This window comes from Brachybacterium avium (assembly GCF_002216795.1).
Lineage (GTDB): Bacteria > Actinomycetota > Actinomycetes > Actinomycetales > Dermabacteraceae > Brachybacterium > Brachybacterium avium.
The window spans coordinates 1012909-1027950 of sequence record NZ_CP022316.1 but is presented as its reverse complement, the minus strand read 5'-3'; the positions used below and the strand labels follow the sequence as shown (position 1 = coordinate 1027950).

The 15042-nt window shown below is 70.3% G+C and carries 11 protein-coding genes and 1 pseudogene; 6 read left to right on the top strand and 6 right to left on the bottom strand.

The genetic code is table 11. The annotated features are described in order from the left end of the window. Position 1 precedes the first annotated feature (1 nt). The 6 genes and pseudogenes from CFK39_RS04700 to glyA form a co-directional block, all read right to left on the bottom strand. Positions 2–1422: pseudogene (locus tag CFK39_RS04700) on the bottom strand (L-serine ammonia-lyase). After that, entirely contained in the window at positions 1419–2114 is a 696-nt protein-coding gene (locus CFK39_RS04695; RefSeq protein ID WP_089064485.1) for a sarcosine oxidase subunit gamma, read from the bottom strand. The pseudogene CFK39_RS04700 and the gene CFK39_RS04695 overlap by 4 nt, the downstream one beginning before the upstream one ends. Beyond that, entirely contained in the window at positions 2107–5016 is a 2910-nt protein-coding gene (locus tag CFK39_RS04690) for a 2Fe-2S iron-sulfur cluster-binding protein (RefSeq protein WP_089064484.1), read from the bottom strand. The genes CFK39_RS04695 and CFK39_RS04690 overlap by 8 nt, the downstream gene beginning before the upstream one ends. Then, positions 5013–5324: a sarcosine oxidase subunit delta gene (locus tag CFK39_RS04685; RefSeq protein WP_089064483.1), complete on the bottom strand. Its 312-nt coding sequence runs from the start codon at positions 5322–5324 to the stop codon at positions 5013–5015. The genes CFK39_RS04690 and CFK39_RS04685 overlap by 4 nt, the downstream gene beginning before the upstream one ends. 13 nt (positions 5325–5337) lie before the next feature. Then, complete coding sequence (locus CFK39_RS04680; RefSeq protein ID WP_089064482.1) at positions 5338–6555, bottom strand: sarcosine oxidase subunit beta family protein; 1218 nt, start codon at positions 6553–6555, stop codon at positions 5338–5340. 1 nt (position 6556) lies between these two features. Then, a complete protein-coding gene (gene glyA / locus CFK39_RS04675; RefSeq protein ID WP_089064481.1) occupies positions 6557–7912 on the bottom strand; it encodes a serine hydroxymethyltransferase in 1356 nt (451 codons plus the stop codon). A gap of 137 nt (positions 7913–8049) precedes the next feature. On the opposite strand from glyA, the gene CFK39_RS04670 reads away from it, so the two are divergent. From CFK39_RS04670 to CFK39_RS04640, 6 genes are all read left to right on the top strand, one after another. Further along, positions 8050–8709 (top strand): GntR family transcriptional regulator, encoded by a 660-nt coding sequence (locus CFK39_RS04670; protein WP_089064480.1) that lies wholly within the window; start codon positions 8050–8052, stop codon positions 8707–8709. A gap of 150 nt (positions 8710–8859) precedes the next feature. Then, positions 8860–10245, top strand: a complete 1386-nt coding sequence (locus tag CFK39_RS04665) for an MFS transporter (RefSeq protein WP_420836212.1) — start codon at positions 8860–8862, stop codon at positions 10243–10245. Positions 10246–10326: 81 nt separating this feature from the next. Beyond that, a complete protein-coding gene (locus tag CFK39_RS04655; RefSeq protein ID WP_157697063.1) occupies positions 10327–10776 on the top strand; it encodes a DUF4396 domain-containing protein in 450 nt (149 codons plus the stop codon). Positions 10777–10959: 183 nt separating this feature from the next. Beyond that, positions 10960–12777, top strand: coding sequence for a BCCT family transporter (locus tag CFK39_RS04650; protein ID WP_218192265.1), 1818 nt, complete (start codon positions 10960–10962; stop codon positions 12775–12777). A 17-nt stretch (positions 12778–12794) separates the two neighbouring features. Continuing rightward, entirely contained in the window at positions 12795–13604 is an 810-nt protein-coding gene (locus tag CFK39_RS04645; RefSeq protein ID WP_089064477.1) for a creatininase, read from the top strand. Between the two features lie 127 nt (positions 13605–13731). Further along, entirely contained in the window at positions 13732–14988 is a 1257-nt protein-coding gene (locus CFK39_RS04640; protein ID WP_089064476.1) for an aminopeptidase P family protein, read from the top strand. The last annotated feature ends 54 nt before the right edge of the window (positions 14989–15042 follow it).

Below are 15042 nucleotides of genomic sequence, written 5' to 3'. Positions count from 1 at the left end.
GTCAGCACTCGGGGACGTTCACCGCCACGTGCACGGCCAGGCCGCCCAGCGAGGTCTCCTTGTACTTCGACATCATGTCCCGCCCGGTGTCCCGCATCGTGCGGATCGCTTGGTCCAGGGAGACCCGGTGGCTGCCGTCCCCGGCGAGCGCCAGCCGTGCCGCATTGATCGCCTTCACCGAGGCCATCGCGTTGCGCTCGATGCAGGGGATCTGCACCAGACCGGCGATCGGATCGCAGGTCAAGCCCAGATTGTGCTCGAGCCCGATCTCCGCCGCATTCTCCACCTGGGCAGGGGTGCCGCCGAGGATGGCGCACAGCCCGGCCGCCGCCATCGAGCACGCGGAGCCCACCTCGCCCTGGCAGCCGACGTCGGCGCCCGAGATCGAGGCGTTGCGCTTGAACAGCATGCCCACTGCGCCCGCGGTGAGCAGGAAATCGAGCACCTCCTTCCGGGCGGTCGCGGGATCGGCCTCGGCGTGCAGGAAGCGCATCGCGTAGTGGAGCACCGCGGGGATGATCCCGGCCGCTCCGTTGGTCGGGGCGGTGACCACGCGGCCGCCCGAGGCGTTCTCCTCGTTCACGGCCAGTGCGTAGAGGTTCACCCACTCGAGCTCCGCGAGCGTGGCGTGCTTGCCCAGCCCCGGCCCTGCGGCCTCCAGCTCCCGGAGACGACGCCGCAGGGCCGGGGCCCGACGCTTCGTCTGCAGCGGTCCGGGCAGCGACTCCTCGCCGCGGGTGCAGCCGTTCTCCACGCATTCCTGCATCACGTCCCAGACGTCCAGCAGCGCGGTGTCGATCTCCTCGTCCGTGTGACGGGTGCGCTCGTTCGCCCGCATCACCTCGGCGATCGAGGAGCCCGTGGCTTCGCAGCGCTCCAGCAGCTCGGCGCCGTCCACGAAGGGGAGGGGCTCCGGCGTCTCGGGGCATCCGGCACCGGATCCTCCAGCTCGTCGGCGGTGACCACGAACCCGCCGCCGACGGAGTAGTACTCCTGGGAGACCAGCACCTCCCCCGCGGCGTCCAGGGCGCTCAGGCGCATTCCGTTGGGGTGGCCGGGCAGGGAGCTGCCCTGATGCAGCACCACATCGCGCTCCCGCACGAAGTCGATGCCGTGGCTGCCGTCCAGGGGGAGGCGTCCGGTCTCCTCGACCTCCCGGACCACCTCCGGCGCCTCCAGCGCGCCGATCGTCTCCGGATCCCGGCCGGCCAGGCCCAGCACCACCGCGGTGTCGGAGCCGTGGCCGATCCCGGTCGCCGCGAGCGAGCCGTAGAACTCGGCCCGCACGCCTGCGGTGCCGGCCAGCGGGCCGCCCTCGGCCAGCTCCCGGGCGAAGCGGCGGGCGGCCCGCATGGGTCCGACCGTGTGGGACGAGGACGGTCCCAGCCCGATGGAGAACAGGTCCAGCACGCTCAGGCTCATGGGATCGCCTCGCTCCCGAACTCCTCCATGCCGTCCAGCAGCCAGCGCACCAGGAAGTCCGCGAAGGATGCCCGCGGGAGGATCCGGAAGGTCTCCTCGGCGCTGCGATGCAGGATCACCGGGACGGTGCCGAGGGCCGTGACGATCGCGGTGCCGACGGGGAACTCCCGCGGATGCAGGTCCGCGTGGCAGCTCTTCTCCAGCACCTGACGGGCACTGCGGCCGCTCAGCTCCAGGACGGTGCGGTTGCCCGAGAGGTCGACGGCGAGTCCCGGCATCCCCTCGAGCGCTGCGGCGAAGGGCTGCTCGTCGCCGGTGCGCTGGGTCCGGGAGACGTCGACGGCCAGGAAGTCGTCCGGCGCCAGCCAGAGCACGTGCAGGCCCGCGGCATCACCCGTCGTGCTGCCGTGCTGCCGAGGCAGCTCGAGCCCGAGCTCGGCCTCGAGAGCCCGGGCCGAGGGGGAGCCGGGCTCGGCATGCAGCCCGATCTGCACGGTGAACGGCAGTTCGCGCAGGGCCACGGAGCGTTCGCCGGTGACCTCGGCCTCCGCCATCGCCGCTGCGAGGTGGGAGACGGGGGAGCGGCGCAGCTCGTCCGCGGGACGGGAGGCCAGCAGTGCGGTGGCCTCCTCGGTGCTCAGCACCGGGTCGGCCTGGGCGGCGGTGAACGGGGACAGGGTGCGATCAGCCATCACGGCGCTTCCCTTCGGGGTCGTAGAGGATGTGGGAGGTGATCTCGGCGTCCACCAGGCGGTCGCCGAGGGGGGCGCGGACGATGTCGCCGATGCGCTGGTGCCCGTCCTGGATCAGGGCGAGGGCGAAGGTGCGATCCAGCGCGGCGGAGCGGTAGGAGGAGGTGACCTGGCCGATCATCGGCACCGGTCCGCGGTCGGGGGTGACCGGGGTGTCGGCCTCGATGATCTGGACCCCCTCCGGGAGCCGCGAGGTGCGGTCCACCGGCAGCAGGCCCACCAGCTGCTTGCGGTCGGTGCGGGAGGTGTCCTGGCGCTGGAAGGAGCGCTTGCCCAGGAAGTCCTTGAACTTCGAGACCGCCCACTCCATGCCCGCGTCCTGCGGGGTGACGGTGCCGTCGGTGTCCTGGCCGACGATGACCAGGCCCTTCTCGGCCCGCAGCACGTGCATCGTCTCGGTGCCGTAGGGGGTGATGTCGAACTCCGCCCCTGCCTCGGCGACGGCCTCCCAGAGGGCGAGCCCGTAGAACGCCTCGACGTTGATCTCGAAGGCGAGCTCCCCGGAGAAGGAGATGCGGCAGATCCGGGCCGGGATCCCGGAGGCCAGGGTGTGCTCCTTGAACTCCATGAAGCCGAAGGCGTCGTTGCTGACATCCAGTCCGGGGGCGAGCTTCGCGATCACGTCGCGGGAGCGCGGGCCGACCACGGCGATGGTGCTCCACTGCTCGGTGACGGAGGTGAAGGTGACGTCGAGCTCCGGCCACTCCGTCTGGTGCCACTGCTCGAGCCAGTCCAGCACCTTCGCCGCGCCACCGGTGGTGGTGGTCATGAAGAAGTGGTCCTCGGCCAGGCGCATCGTCACCCCGTCGTCGAACAGCATGCCGTCCTCGGTGCACATCAGCCCGTAGCGGCCCTTGCCGACGGCCAGCTTCTTGAAGCCGTTGGTGTACACCCGGCCCAGGAAGTCGGCGGCGTCGGCGCCGCGGATCTCGATCTTCCCCAGCGTGGTGCCGTCCAGGAAGCCGACCGACGTGCGCACCGCGGCGCATTCGCGCAGCACGGCGGCGTCCATGTCCTCGCCGGGTCGGGGGAAGAACCAGGGGCGCTTCCACTGGCCGACGTCCTCGAACACGGCGCCGTTCGCGACGTGCCAGGGGTGGACGGCGGTGAGCCGGGCCGCGTCGTAGAGCGCGCCGCGGCGCCTGCCCGCGAGCGCCGCGAAGCCGACCGGCGCGTACGGCGGGCGGAACCCGGAGCTGCCCACCTCGGCCGGGCCCTCGTGCCCCAGCAGCGCCGCGATCACGGCCGAGGCGTTGACACCGCTGGTCTTGCCCTGGTCGTTCGCGGTGGAGATCGAGGTGTAGCGCTTGACGTGCTCGACGGAGTGCATCCCCGCGCCGATCGCACGGGCCACATCGGCGACGGTCTGATCACGCTGCAGGTCCACGAAATGGGTGGTCCAGGCCTCCGGCCCGCCCTCGGGCCCCGCCACCATCCACAGCGGGCGGAACGTGCCCACCTCCGTGGCGGGAGCGTCGGGGGCCTGCAGCGAGGAGGAGAAGCCGGTGGTCTCCGCCGCCCGGATGCCCGCCGCGGTGCCGTCGGCCAGGGTGGAGGCGAGCGTCCAGGCGCCGGTGGCCGCACCGGCCATCTGCTGGCCGGCCACGGTGTCCACCGGCAGCCAGGCCGCGAGGTCCTCGTCCCAGGCCAGCCGGCCCTGGCGCTGGCTGTGCAGGTGCACGACGGGGGAGAACCCGCCGGAGACGGCGAGCAGATCGGCGTCGATCCGCTCGCTCGGGCCCTGGGGTGCGCCGTCCGCGTCGAGGGAGCGGACGTCGACCGCGCTGAGGTGGCCCTCGGACCCGTCACCCGCGGTCCCGACCACGGCGGAGCCGGGGAGGCACCGCACCCCGGTCGCATCGAGCACGGCCTGCGCGGAGGCGGAGAGCTCCGGTCGGGAGTCGACCACGGCGGCCACCTCGAGACCGGCCAGCACCAGATCCTCGACGAGGGTGTAGGCGCTGTCGTTGGTGGTCGCGACGACGGTCCGGCTGCCGCAGGCGGTGGCGTACCGGTTGAGATAGGTGCGCACCGCGCCGGCAAGCATCACCCCGGGGCGGTCGTTGTCGGCGAACACCAGCGGACGCTCGTGGGTGCCGGTGGCCAGCACCACGCGAGCGGCACGGATGTGGTGGACCCGCTGGCGGGAGACGCCGGGGCGGTCCGCGGCGGGCAGGTGGTCGGTGCGATGCTGCACCGCGACCACGAAGTTCGCGTCGTAGCTGCCGGCGGCGATGGTGCGCGGCAGGTAGGTGAACTCCTCGGCGGCCGCCAGCTGCTGCAGGGTCTGCTCCACCCAGGTGAGCGCGTCGTCGCCGTCGATCGTGGCCGACCGGTCGCCGAGCAGGGAGCCCCCGGCACGGGCCTGGTCGTCGATCAGCAGGGTGCGGGCCCCGCTCGCGGCGGCCGCGCGGGCGGCGGCGAGGCCGGCCGGTCCGGCGCCGACGACCAGCACGTCCGTGTGCACGTACCGATGGTCGTACAGCGCCTCGTCCCTGCGGGGGTCGAGGACGCCCATGCCCGAGAGGTGCTCGGCCTCGAGCCCTTCGCGGATGCCGACGGTGGTGGCCGGGAGCATCGACTCGTCGACCTCTCCGGCACGGGTGCCCCGCACCCGCAGCAGGGCGCTGGGCTCCTCGAGGCCGGCGGCGAGCACGCCGCGCGGACGCTTCAGATAGAGGGAGGGGCCGCAGCCCGGGCGTCCGGCGGCGAGCAGGGCGCTGGCGACGGTGTCCCCCTCGTAGCCCGTGAGCTCGGTGCCGTCGACGCGGAAGGTGACCTCGTGGTCTCGGTCGATGCCGTGCCCCGGGGCGCGGGTGGGATCCAGGCGGGTGGTGGTCACGGCTGCACTCCTTCGTGCGAGGTGGGGCCCGGCCCGGTGCCGGGGCGTGCGGAGCCGGCCGGATAGGTGGCGCGGAACTCGTAGGTGGCGGTGTCGCGGATGGCGTTGAACCACTTGCGGCAGCCGCCGGTGTGGTGCCAGCGCTCGGCGTAGTCGCCGCGGGGGTTGTCACGGTAGAAGAGGTATTCGGCCCACTCGCGGTCGTCCAGCGCGTAGGGGTCCTCCGGCCGGGCCACATGGGCCTGGCCGCCGTAGGCGTACTCGACCTCGTTGCGGGGTCCGCAGTGGGGGCAGTCGATGAGCAGCACGGGTGCTCCTTCCTCAGTGGGCGACGGCGGCGGCGCCGTGCTCGTCGATCAGATGGCCGGTCTCGAAGCGCTCGAGCGTGAACGCCTCGTTCAGGGGGTGGGGTGCGCCGGTGGCGATGGTGTGGGCGAAGGTCATGCCCGCTGCCGGGGTGGCCTTGAACCCGCCGGTGCCCCAGCCGCAGTTGACGTAGAGATCGTCGATCGGCGTGGCGGAGATGATGGGGGAGGCGTCGAGGGTGGTGTCGACGATCCCGCCCCAGGTGCGCAGCACGTGCGCGCGGGCGAAGATCGGGAACAGCTCGACCGCGGCGGCCATCTGCTCCTCGATGACGTGGAAGGAGCCGCGCTGGCCGTACCCGTTGTAGGTGTCGACCCCGGCCCCCATGACCAGCTCGCCCTTGTGCGCCTGGGAGACGTACACGTGCACGTGGTTGGACATCACCACGGTGGGATGGACCGGCTCGAACAGCTCCGACACCAGCGCCTGCAGCGGATGGGACTGGATCGGCAGGCGGAACCCGGCCAGGTCGGCCAGCAGGGAGGAGCTGCCGGCGGCGGCGAGCCCGACCTTGCCGGCGTTGATGCGTCCGCGGCTGGTCTCCACGCCGACGACCCGGTCGCCGTCCTTGACGAAGCCGGTGACCTCGCAGTTCTGGATGATGTCCACGCCCATCTCGTCGCACTTGCGGGCCAGCGCCCAGGCGACGTGATCGTGCTTGGCGATGCCGGCGCGGGGCTGATAGGTGCCGCCGAGGACGGGATAGCGGATGTCGTCGGAGACGTTGAGGATCGGGCAGACCTCCTGCGCCTCCTGCGGGGTCAGCCACTGCGAGTCGATCCCGTTGAGGCGGTTGGCGTACACGCGCCGCTCGGAGTCGCGGACGTCCTGCAGGGTGTGGGCGAGGTTCATGACCCCGCGCTGGGAGAACAGGAAGTCGTACTCGAGCTCCTCGGGCCATCCCTCCCACAGCTTCAGGGCCTTCTCGTACATCCCGGCGGACTCGTCCCAGAGGTAGTTCGAGCGGATGATCGTGGTGTTGCGGGCCATGTTCCCGCCGGCCAGCCAGCCCTTCTCGAGGATCGCGACGTTCGTGATCCCGTGGACGCTGGCCAGGTAGTAGGCGGTGGCGAGGCCGTGGCCGCCGCCGCCGACGATGACGACGTCGTAGCCGGCGGCGGGCTCGGGGTTGCGCCACAGGAATTCGGGGTGCTCGGGAAGCAGCTCGGCCATGTCAGGCTCCCATCTCGGTGAGGTCGGGGTACAGGGGGTGGGCGGCGGCCAGGCCACGGGCGCGGTCGCGCAGGCCGGACAGCACCGCCTCGTCCACGGAGACCTTCTCGCCGTCGCCGGTCGCGGCGCGGGCGCCGGCGATCAGGGTCTCGGCGATGAGGTCGGCGACCTCACGGAAGTCGTCCCGGTCGAATCCGCGGCTGGCGAGAGCCGGGGTGCCGATGCGGAGCCCCGAGGTGACCATCGGCGGTCGGGGGTCGAAGGGCACCGCGTTGCGATTGACGGTGATGTCGACGGCGGCCAGCAGGTCCTCTCCCTGCTGCCCGTTCAGCGGCGAGTCGCGCAGGTCCACGAGCACCAGGTGCACGTCGGTGCCGCCGGTGAGCACCGTGATCCCGTGCGCGGTGACATCGGGGCGGGTGAGGCGTTCGGCGAGGAGGGCGGCGCCGGTGAGGGTGCGCTGCTGGCGATCGCGGAAGTCGTCGGTCGCGGCGATCTTGAAGGCCACCGCCTTGCCCGCGATCACGTGCTCGAGCGGACCGCCCTGTTGGCCGGGGAAGACGGCCGAGCGCACCTTCTTGGCGATCTCCGGCTCGTTCGTGAGGATGAGTCCGCCGCGGGGTCCGGCGAGGGTCTTGTGGGTGGTGGAGGTGACCACGTGCGCATGGGGGACCGGGGAGGGGTGCAGCCCGGTGGCGACCAGGCCCGCGAAGTGCGCCATGTCCACCATCAGGTAGGCGCCCACCTCGTCGGCGATCTCCCGGAAGGCGGCGAAGTCGAGCTGCCGCGGGTAGGCGGACCAGCCGGCGATGATCAGCTTCGGGCGGTGCTCTCGCGCCAGGCGTGCGACCTCGTCCATGTCCACGCGGTGCGTTTTCTCGTCCACCCCGTAGGCCGCGATGTCGTAGAGCCGCCCGGAGAAGTTGAGCCGCATGCCGTGGGTCAGGTGGCCGCCGTGCGCCAGCTCCAGACCCAGGACCGTGTCCCCGGGACGGATCAGCGCATGCATCACGGAGGCGTTGGCCTGGGCACCGGAATGGGGCTGGACGTTCGCGAATGCCGCACCGAACAGTGCCTTCGCCCGTTCGATCGCGAGCGTCTCGATGGCGTCGACGTGCTCGCAGCCGCCGTAGTACCGCTTGCCGGGGTAGCCCTCGGCGTACTTGTTGGTCAGCACCGAGCCCTGTGCCTGCATCACGGCAGCGGCGGTGTGGTTCTCTGAGGCGATCATCTCCAGGCCCTCGCGCTGGCGGGCCAGCTCGGCGTCGATGTGCCCGGCGATCTCGGGGTCGAGCTCGGCGAGGGTGCGGGTCAGCTCGGCCGGTACGGTCCCGGTGGGGGCAGTGGTCTGCGTCATTGCAACTCCTGAAGTACCTGTCATGAACAACTGATATATCAGTTATGGGCACACCGTATGATGGCGGTCGCGCGACGTCAACCCCTGCGGCGCGCGACTTCTCGTCCACGATTGTCCGCTCCGGAGGAAGGACTGCGATGACCTCCTTGCCCGTGCATGCCGACCCTGCACTCTCGCTCGCCGAGCGGGCGTACCGCACGCTGCGGGACCGCCTGGTCGTGCTCGACATCGCTCCGGGCGATCCCCTGCAGGAGGGTCGTCTCGCCGAGGAGCTCGGGGTCGGCCGCACCCCGCTGCGGGAGGCGCTCAAGCGGCTCGAGGTGGACCGGCTCGTGGTCTCCTATCCGCGCCGTGGAACGTTCGCGACGGGGGTGGACATCACCGAGCTGGCGACGGTGTCCGAGGTGCGCGAGCTGCTGGAGCCCCTCGCTGCGCGCAAGGCGGCCCTGCGTGCCGATCCCGAGGTGCGAGGCGCGCTGCGCGAGGCGCACGAGGGGGTCGAGGGCCTGCTGGACGGCTCCCCCTGGCGCGAGGCGATGGCGGCAGATCTCGCCGTGCACCGCCTGATCTACCGCGCCGCGGGCAACCCCCACCTCGAGGACTCCCTGATCCGGCTCGACAACCTCGCCACCCGCATCTGGAGCGTCATGGTCGACCGGCTCCCGGATGTGACCGGACATGTCCGCGAGCACCTCGCACTGCTGGAGGCGATCCTCGCCGGCGATGCCGACCGGGCCGAACGGCTGGCCCTCGCTCACATCCATCACTTCGATGCGATGGTGCGCCAGGTCATCTGAGGGTTCGTCCCGTCGTCACGCCCGTCGGGCCCGGTGGGCGGGCCGGGGCCGCGGAGGGTACTTCTCGCCGATCGCTTGACGCCGGTGTCGTACGCGCCTAGGTTCTACGCAACCTAGTTGCACACAGAGCAACCGATAGAGAGGCGGACGATGATGTCCACTGCTCCCCAGGACGCAGCCACCCCGGCCGACGGTTCCCCCGATGCGGAATCCCTGAGCATGAGCGGGCGCTCGCGGGCCAACGACGGCACCGGCGTCACCCCGCAGACCCGCCGCAAGGTGGTCGTGGCCAGCTTCATCGGCAACTTCGTCGAATGGTTCGACTACGCCGTCTACGGCTATCTCGCCACCACGATCGCGGTCGTCTTCTTCCCGGAGAGCGACCCGCGCGTCGCCCTGCTGTCCACCTACGCGCTGTTCGCGATCTCCTTCCTCATCCGCCCCATCGGCGGGTTCTTCTGGGGCAACCTGGGGGACAGGGTCGGTCGGCGGACCGCGCTCGCCTGGTCGATCCTGATCATGTCCGGCGCGACCTTCCTCATCGCCCTGCTGCCCTCGTACCAGACCGTGGGATTCCTCGCCCCGCTGCTCCTGCTCGTGCTGCGCCTCGTGCAGGGCTTCTCCGCCGCCGGCGAGTACGCCGGCAGCTCCGCCTTCCTCGTGGAATATGCACCGCCTCGCCGGCGGGGCATGTATGCCGCGGTGGTCCCGGCCTCCACCGCCTCGGGCCTGCTGCTCGGCTCCCTGATCGCCTCGCTGCTGAGCGTGACGCTGACCGATCCCCAGATGGAGTCGTGGGGATGGCGCCTGCCGTTCCTGCTCGCAGCGCCGATGGGCCTGATCGGCAAGTACATCCGGAACAAGCTCGAGGACACCCCCGAGTTCCAGGCCTTGACGAAGAGCGACGACGTCGTGAAGGCGCCGACCAAGCAGCTGCTGGTCACCTACTGGCGCACCGGGCTGCTCGCCTCCGGCGCGGTCCTGCTCAACGCCGTCGGCTTCTACATGATCCTCAGCTACATGCCGGTGTACATGTCGACCGAGCTCGGCCTGAGCGATACCCGCGCCTACATCGCCACCACGGTCGCGCTGTTCACCTACATCGGCTTCATCTTCCTCACCGGCCTGCTCTCGGACCGCTTCGGGCGGCGGAAGGTGCTGCTCAGCGCGTCGGTGAGCTTCATCGTGCTCACGGTGCCGGCGTTCTTCCTGCTGGAGACCGATTCCTTCCTGGTGATCCTGCTGGTGCAGGTGCTGCTGGGCGCGATGCTCACCCTCAACGACGGCACGCTGCCGAGCTTCCTCGCCGAGCTGTTCCCCACCGAGGTCCGGTATTCGGGCTTCGCTGTCAGCTTCAACCTGTCCAATGCGATCTTCGGCGGCACGGCTCCGTTCGTCGCCACGCTGCTGATCGGGATGACCGGCAGCACGATCGCCCCTGCGTGGTACCTCATGGCCGCGGCCGCAGTCTCCCTGATCGCGGTGCTCATCGCCCGCGAGACCGCCCATCACGACCTGCGGCGCGCGGCCGCCTGATCACCCCGGGTGCGGTTCCCGGGTGGCCGCCTCGCCCATCGGGGACTTCCCTCGCGCGGCGGTCCTCGAGATGATCGGGGCGTGACCCGAGGACCCGAACCCGGGGGCGCAGGAGGTGCCGATGACCACGCCGCGGACGTGCTGATGGCGCTGCTGCCCGCGCTGGTGCCGGTCGCGCTGCTGCGTCACGAGGTCTACGGGGGCTGGGTCGTCGGCACCGTCCTGGCCTTCGTGTTCGGGGTGGTCCTGCAGTACTTCGCGATCGCGCCCATGCGCCAGCTGGGACTCGTCCAGGGGCTCCTCGCCGCGCTGAAGGCGGACGTGGCCTCCATCGCCGCCTGGCAGGTCGGGATGATCGGGTTCATGGCGATCGTCCAGCTCGCCGTGCTGCCGCACTGGCTCGACGGGCATGCGCCGCCGTCGACCCCCGCCTACTGGTTCTTCATGCAGATCGCCATGGTGTTCGGCTTCCTGTGCAGCTATCCGGTCAACGCGTGGCTGATCCGACGAGGGGTCAAGGAGCCCATGTGAGCGCCGCGGCGCCCGTGCTGTGGAGAGCACGCACGGGTGCCGTCGGAGGGTTGACCGTGAGGCCGGTCACTGCAAAGATGTGCCGCAACCGAGTTGCCCATGATGCAACAGGTCGTCGGAAGGAGCTGCGACCCCGTCCCACCGGGGAGCCAGCCCACAACAGCGCCGTTGGAGGACGTCCAGATGCCTACATCCGATTCCACAGACCACGAGAGCTCTCCGCCGGACGACGACCGGGAGCCGGTCGATGCCGCCCCCACCGTCACGGCCAGCGAGGAGGGTGCCGAGGCGGAGCGCGGCAGCACTGTCGTCCTCCCGCGCTTCCGCGGCCGGCTGATCCCGCCGCTGGACCGCGGGATCATCATGGTGCTGCCGCCGCTGCTGATCCTCGCTGCGGTGATCGCGGTGATCGCGGACCCCGATGGCGCCGCGGCGGTAATCGGCCGCCTGCGCACCTTCGTCACCGGCGGATTCACCTGGTGGTTCGTCGCCTATTCGCTGATCGCCTTCGGCGTGTGCACCTGGCTGTGCCTGAGCAGGATGGGCTCGATCCGACTGGGCGGCCCCAAGGCCCGGCCCGAGCACGGCAAGTTCGCCTGGTACTCCATGCTCTTCGCCTGCGGCCAGGGGATCGGCCTGATCTTCTGGTCGATCGCCGAACCGATCCTGCTGCAGGACGGCGCTCCGGTGGTGGCGGATGCCGGCAACCCCGGTCAGGGCGGCATCGTGTGGACGTACTTCCACTGGGGGCTGACGGCCTGGGCTATGTACTGCGTGGTCGCCATCTGCCTGGCCTACTCCCATCACAACCTCGGCAAGACCCTCACCTTCCGTGAGGCGACCGTCGATCTGCTCCCGGAGCGCGTCCAGCGGCCGGCCGGAGTCGTCATCGAGCTGCTCGCCATCATCGCCACGGTTCTGGGTCTGGCCACCTCCTTCGGCTTCGCCGCGATGCAGTTCAGCTCCGGCTTGACCTCCTTCACCGGGATCCTCTCCGGTCCCGCCGTCTGGTTCGTCGTCATCGTGGTGCTCGGCGGGCTCACCGCCCTCTCCGCCTTCCTGGGCGTGAACAAGGGGATGAAGCGCATCAGCGAACTGAACTCGGTGCTGAGCATCGTGCTGGTCATCGGCGTCTTCGTCTTCGGTCCCACTGTGTACATCCTGTCGAACCTCTCCCAGACCTTCGGGTCCTTCTTCTCCCACTTCATCCCGATGAGCTTCTGGACCGGAGCGGAGACCGCCGCTGCGCCGCTCGGGGACTGGTCGGAGAGCTGGAACGGGATCTGGACCGTCTTCATCTGGTGCTGGGTCATCGCCTTCTCGCCCTTCGTCGCCGGATTCATCGCCCGCATCTCCCGCGGCCGGACGATCCGCGAGTTCGTCCTGGGAGTGACCGTCATCCCCACCCTGATCGTGATGGTGTGGGTGGCTGTGATCGGCTCAGCCGGTACCTACTACGACGACCTCTCCGGCGGCAGCGTCTCCGCCGACGTCGCCGAGGACACCTCCGCCGGGCTCTTCTCGATGCTCGGGATGATCCCCGTGGTCGGTGGCCCGCTGCTGGTGATCGCGACGATCCTGGTGGCCACCTACTACGTCACCAGCCTCGACTCGGGCACCTATGCCCTCGCCGAGTTCGTCTCGGCCCCGAAGAAGTCCGGCCCCCTCTTCCGTGTGGTCCTGGTCGCCAGCATCGGCACGGTCGCGGTGCTGCTGCTCGCGCTCGGCGGCGTGAACGTCGTCGACACCGTCCAGACCGGCACCATCATCGGCGCCTTCCCGTTCTCCTTCGTGATCCTGCTGATGATCATCAACCTCGTCCGCCGCCTGAGGGCTCGCAACAAGTTCGTGCGGCGGCTGGAGAAGGAGATCAACGATCCGAAGCGCCGGGCGGAGGATGACACCGTCGATGCCGACGGGATCCCCCGCCCCGACCCGCGACGCGGCGTCGGCGCGGGCACCCTCACCGAACCCCAGAACCCCTATGCCGAGAAACCCTGACGAGAGGATGCGAGAGAGTGCCTGACACCGCAGCGCAGCAGCCGGTCCGGCTGGCCCACCTGGATGCCCACCGCTATCGGGACTGGGTGGCGCGGGGCGGCGCCACCGTGATCGTGCCGGCCGGGGCCTTCGAGCAGCACGGCCCCCATCTGCCGATGGGGACCGACGCCCTGCTGTCCACGACCATCGCCGAGGCGGTGGCGGCGCGCACCGGGGCGAAGGTCGCCGAGCCGCTCGCCTACGGCTATAAGTCCCAGCAGAAGTCCGGCGGGGGCGACCATCTTCCCGGCACCATCAGCCTGGACGCCGCCGCCCTCATCGCCCAGGCACGCTGCGTGCTCGCGGGCTTCCTGTCCCAGGGCGTGGCGAACGTGGTGGTGCTCAACGGGCACTTCGAGAACTACCAGTTCCTCTACGAGGCGGCGGATCTCGCGCTCGGCGACGTCCGGGCGGCCGGGATCGCGGGCGAGGGAGGGTCGACGCCCTCGGTGCTGCTGCTGTCCTACTGGGACTACGTCTCGGAGGCGACCTTGGCCGAGGTGTATCCGAAGGGCTTTCCCGGCTGGGACATCGAGCACGGCGGTGTCCTGGAGACCTCGCTGATGCTGCACCTGCGCCCCGAGCTGGTCGAGATGGAGCGCGCCGTGAGCCATCCGCCGGCGAGCCTGCCGCGCTTCGACCGGCTGCCGGTCGTCGCCGAGCGCACCCCGGAGACCGGGTGCCTCTCCGCCCCCGACGGCTCCGACGCCCGTAAGGGGGAGCTCTTGTTCGAGCAGGTCACCGAGGCTCTCGCGACGGATCTGCGCCGGGAGCTCGGCACCCCTTGACGTGACCCACCACGCGGCACACAATGAATGCAACACGGTTGCGCTGAATGCAATTCAGGAGCTGTGAGGCAAAGACGCCACCGCACCCGATGGCCGCCCACCGGCGGCACCCCGATAGGAGCACCCCATGACCACGACCCCCGCCACCGCGAGCTCCGTCTCCGAGCTGGAGCGCCTGAAGACCCTGCACATCGGCGAGAAGCAGCAGCTGACGTTCTCCGACGCCGAGTTCGAGCGCCGCCTGTCAGGCCTGCGTCAGATCATGGCCGAGAAGGACCTCGACGCCGTGATCCTCACCAGCTACCAGGGCATCAAGTACTACTCGGACTTCCTGTTCACCTACTTCGGACGCAACTACGGCATGGTCGTCACCGCCGATGACACCTGCACCATCAGCGCCAACATCGACGCCGGGATGCCCTGGCGCACCAGCTACGGCGAGAACCTCGTCTACACCGACTGGCAGCGCGACAACTACTACTTCGCGCTCCAGCAGGCCCTCGCCCAGCGCGGCGTGAAGAGCCCGAAGCGACTCGGCATCGAGGACGACACCGTCCCCCAGCTGATCCGCCAGCAGCTCCAGGACACCTTCTCCGGGGCGGAGCTGGTGGACGTCTCCCAGGCCGCCATGCGCCAGCGGATGCTGAAGTCCGACGAGGAGATCGCCGTGATCCGCGAGAGCGCCCGGATCGGCGACATCGGCGGCCAGGCCATCAAGGACGCGATCCACGCCGGGGTCAAGGAGTTCGAGGTCGCCCTCGCCGGCACCCAGGCGATGACCCACGAGATCGCCAAGGCCTTCCCGCACCGCGAGATCCGGGACACCTGGGTCTGGTTCCAGTCCGGCATCAACACCGACGGCGCCCACAACTGGGCCACCACCCGGGAGGTCCAGGAGCACGACATCCTCTCGCTGAACGCCTTCCCGATGCCCACCGGCTACTACACGGCCCTGGAGCGCACGCTCTTCTTCGGCGAGCCCGACGCGGAGTCCCTGCGGATGTGGAACGTCAACGTCGAGGTGCACCGTGCCGGCCTCGAGCTGATCAAGCCCGGAGCCGTCTGCAAGGACATCGCCGCGGCGCTGAACGAGATCTATATCGGCTACGGGCTGCTGCCCAACCGCACCTTCGGCTACGGCCACTCCTTCGGCGTCCTGTCCCACTACTACGGCCGCGAGGCGGGCCTCGAGCTGCGCGAGGACATCGACACCGTGCTCGAGCCCGGCATGGTGGTCTCGATGGAACCGATGATCACCGTGCCCGAGGGACAGCCCGGAGCGGGCGGCTACCGCGAGCACGACATCCTCGTGGTCGGCGAGGACGGCGTCGAGAACATCACGAAGTTCCCCTTCGGCCCCGAGTACAACATCATCCCGGCCTGACCGGGCGGGGACGACGGCGGAGCCCGGTCGAGCTGCCGGGCCCGCCGTCACCCC

Bases quoted from the DNA above. Each gene is read 5' to 3' on its own strand.
- CFK39_RS04695 (WP_089064485.1), bottom strand. From the start codon at position 2,114: ATGGCTGATCGCACCCTGTCCCCGTTCACCGCCGCCCAGGCCGACCCG.
- CFK39_RS04680 (WP_089064482.1), bottom strand. From the start codon at position 6,555: ATGGCCGAGCTGCTTCCCGAGCACCCCGAATTCCTGTGGCGCAACCCC.
- glyA (WP_089064481.1), bottom strand. From the start codon at position 7,912: ATGACGCAGACCACTGCCCCCACCGGGACCGTACCGGCCGAGCTGACC.
- CFK39_RS04670 (WP_089064480.1), top strand. From the start codon at position 8,050: ATGACCTCCTTGCCCGTGCATGCCGACCCTGCACTCTCGCTCGCCGAG.
- CFK39_RS04665 (WP_420836212.1), top strand. From the start codon at position 8,860: ATGATGTCCACTGCTCCCCAGGACGCAGCCACCCCGGCCGACGGTTCC.
- CFK39_RS04650 (WP_218192265.1), top strand. From the start codon at position 10,960: ATGCCTACATCCGATTCCACAGACCACGAGAGCTCTCCGCCGGACGAC.
- CFK39_RS04640 (WP_089064476.1), top strand. From the start codon at position 13,732: ATGACCACGACCCCCGCCACCGCGAGCTCCGTCTCCGAGCTGGAGCGC.